At 53.9% G+C, this 3,031-nt stretch carries 4 protein-coding genes and 1 pseudogene; 2 read left to right on the forward strand and 3 right to left on the reverse strand.

What is annotated here, in order from left to right; genetic code table 11:
* Positions 1-95: 95 nt before the first annotated feature.
* From BLU15_RS40560 to BLU15_RS38660, 3 genes and pseudogenes are all read right to left on the reverse strand, one after another.
* A pseudogene (locus BLU15_RS40560) lies at positions 96-293 on the reverse strand (IS66 family transposase); the annotation flags it as partial.
* Positions 294-328: 35 nt separating this feature from the next.
* Positions 329-538 carry an IS66 family insertion sequence element accessory protein TnpB gene (gene tnpB / locus BLU15_RS41100; RefSeq protein WP_090302573.1) on the reverse strand — a complete coding sequence of 70 codons (210 nt, stop codon included), beginning with the start codon at positions 536-538 and terminating at the stop codon, positions 329-331.
* Positions 535-858: a transposase gene (locus BLU15_RS38660; protein ID WP_244546961.1), complete on the reverse strand. Its 324-nt coding sequence runs from the start codon at positions 856-858 to the stop codon at positions 535-537. Before BLU15_RS38660 ends, tnpB begins: the two co-directional genes overlap by 4 nt.
* A gap of 488 nt (positions 859-1,346) precedes the next feature.
* On the opposite strand from BLU15_RS38660, the gene BLU15_RS38665 reads away from it, so the two are divergent.
* Together BLU15_RS38665 and BLU15_RS38670 are read left to right on the forward strand one after the other, a co-directional pair.
* Positions 1,347-1,730, forward strand: a complete 384-nt coding sequence (locus BLU15_RS38665) for a transposase (RefSeq protein WP_176960500.1) — start codon at positions 1,347-1,349, stop codon at positions 1,728-1,730.
* Positions 1,731-1,847: 117 nt separating this feature from the next.
* Complete coding sequence (locus BLU15_RS38670; RefSeq protein WP_090302578.1) at positions 1,848-2,801, forward strand: FkbM family methyltransferase; 954 nt, start codon at positions 1,848-1,850, stop codon at positions 2,799-2,801.
* Positions 2,802-3,031: the final 230 nt, after the last annotated feature.

Raw genomic sequence — 3,031 nt, forward strand, 5'->3', positions numbered from 1 at the left:
CGCTAAATCTGCTCGTCTTCATCAAAATCTCCTCGATCATAAAGCCCGAGAAAATTCTACTTTTGAAGCCCGTTATTTTGCGGGAGGATTACCCCTGGATCTCGGCCCGTGGCAACGAGCGCTTCGATCGCCGCGATGCCGGTGTCGATTTCTTCGAAGACAAGCGCGCCTTGCTCATCGAGATCCGCGTCAATGGTCTTGCCCTGCTTTTCCGAGCGGCGGCTATACCGGTATCGATTGAAGGCTTTGAGGATCAGCTTCAACTTGACGATCTGTTCGTCTGCGTCCGCACGCGGGCTGGCCCGATCTTCGGCCAGACGAACTGGTTTCACTCCAGCCGCTTCGAATAAAGGCAGACACCCGATCCATCCCACCAGGCGATCTTTGTTCTGTCTGCTCGTTTGGCGCGGAAAACGTAAAGTGAGCCATTGAACGGATCATGGCCGCTGTCGCGCACCAACGCCAATAGACTATCGGGTCCCTTGCGGAAGTCGGTTGGGTGACTGGCTAAGAAGACCTTCGCACCGGAGGGGATCATGCAGAGCGCACCGCGCGGATCAGCTTGACGAGGTGAGACTCGTCGATCCCAACATCCACGCGGATCACTGCGTCGCCGATGATGATGTCCACGGTGGAGCAGTCGCTTCGAGCCGTATCGACGACCGCCTCGGCTTTCAGACGGGCATTGCGCCGCCACGTGAACAACTGCGAGGGACCAATGCCGATGAGTCTCGCCACCGCCGAAACGCTCGCCCCAGACTCCATACTGGCCGCTACCGCCTGAGCCTTGAACTCATCTGACCAGCGTCGAAACTGCCGCGGCGCGCCCTCCAACCGATCCGCAACGGCTTCAATCATATGGAACGTTCTATGTTCGGACATAGGTTCAGACATAGCTATTCATACCAACGCTCATTCCCTGAGCGCACACGAATAAGCCCGATGCCTTGCTATCGCCAGACGGGGCGGCTTTCCTATGGGCGATTGGACAAGAGGTTGCGCCGCTCGGGAAGTATTAGACCGGTAGTCAGCCCAAAGTAAGCGCGCCAAAATCATCTGTTTGTTGAACAAAGTTGGAGGCAGGGGCCCGGTCGGGAACCCTCGATACTCCTATGTGGCAGAGCCATCCAGGCCCGACACTAGACAGAAGCAGCCCCAGACGAACATACGGAAATGCGGATCCAGCCCGCGAATGAGAGTATGCCAGCCGTCATCGAAGCGCCCTGTCTCCTGCTTTGTTCAATAACTCCGAGCGTTTGCCTTTCGTCGCCAGACGAAAGGGGAAGCCATGCCCGGCTGACTTGCAAACGAACATAAGAGGAGTAGTCATATGACGAAGCATCAGATTGAAGTCATCACATCTTTCGAGGGCCGGCGGCGCTGGTCCCGCCGACAAGGAAAGCCTCGTTGCTGCCTGCCTTGAGCCGGGCGCAGCGCTCTCCGAGATCGCCCGCGCGGCCGGCATTCACGTCAGTCAGTTCTTCCGTTGGCCCGACGCGCCCATGGCCAATGGCGGGCAGCGAAAAGATCAATGGGAGCCACAGCGACGCTTCAAAACGAGATATCGGGATTTTATCTTCCTGACGCTGGGCGCACCCGGAATGGATCGCTATCCCCCAGAAACAATGCCTATGCTTTGTGATATGAAATTCCGCAAGGCTCAAGACCGATATTGCGGAGTAGGATCACGGATCGCCATGCCGAGCAAGCAACGTCGTTCAAAACTCTAGTACCGCTCGCCCTTGATCCCGGATCGGAGCTTTCCGCGATAAAAGCTTGCCCAATACTACCTTCGGCAGCTACGCTAAATTGCAGAACCGATCCAACACAAGCAAAAGCGATCAAAAATGAAGTTCCCTATCGAAAACTTGAATAGCAACCAGATTTTCATTGGCTACAACTACGAGGATACCGACCGACTCGTTAAATACATGGAGAAAGACCTCCAGCCGATCGTCGGTTTCCATATTGACTGTTTTGGCATCAAGACACGATATACATTTTTTCGGCCCGAGGGTGGAACCTCAGTGCATGGGGAACTACCGTTTCCCGACAACCGGCTCTACGGCGAGATGATTGAGATCTTGGCTACGTGTTTTGCTGTCGAGGCCGGAAGCAAAGAAATGGTCGTTTACGAGCTTGGCGCCGGATTCGCGCCATGGCTAGTCTGCACTGCGAACTTTGCCATGAAGCGGGGAGTCAGTTCTCTCAGATTGGTCGCAGTCGAAGCGGATCCAGAACGGCTGCCACTGATCAACACACATTTCGCTGACAACTGCCTTCCCCGGAGCGATCAAAACCAACCGTCCATCAAAACGGAGATAGTTCACGCGGGCGTGTCAGATGTACCTGGTTCGTTACATTTTTCTGCACAGGGCATTCATGACTGGGGTGGCGGCGTAACGGAAGCACCAACATCAACTGACTATCGTGGTATTCAGAGTAGATCTGTTCTCATCCCAGCATTACCAATTGCCACTCTATTAGCAAATGAAGTAATGGTTGACCTAATCCACATGGATATACAGGGTTACGAGTACAAAAGCGTCGCGGCGTCTCTTGATGCAATTAACTCAAAGGTCAAGAGTATGATTATTGGAACACATAGTCGTGTCATAGAGGGGCAACTAATCGACCTTCTTAGAAGAAGCGGATGGCTCCTTGTCTTCGAGAAACCATGCAAATTCCATACAGCGAGCCAGTTGCCGGACGTGACGGGCGCTACCTATTTTGACGGAACACAGTTCTGGGTAAATGAGAGGCTTTGGCCGTCTGATTACGTTTGGACCGGAGCGCAATGAGCTTTGGGGAGAAATTTGGCTCGGAATTCGCAATGAGTACCTTTGAAGCGATCAATGTGGACGTCGGCCACAGTGGCCACCCCAACGAAAACCACTCCGGCCCGACCAAAGGCCTATACAACCTCAGATCTGGTCCCTGAATTAGCCCCCGAAAGGCCCGGACATGCTCCCCCACTTAGCTAAGTGGGTAGGAGTAATGTTGGTAATATGACTAGCAGCAATTTTAAGAT

Source organism: Ensifer sp. YR511 (genome assembly GCF_900103045.1).
GTDB classification, from domain to species: domain Bacteria; phylum Pseudomonadota; class Alphaproteobacteria; order Rhizobiales; family Rhizobiaceae; genus Ensifer; species Ensifer adhaerens.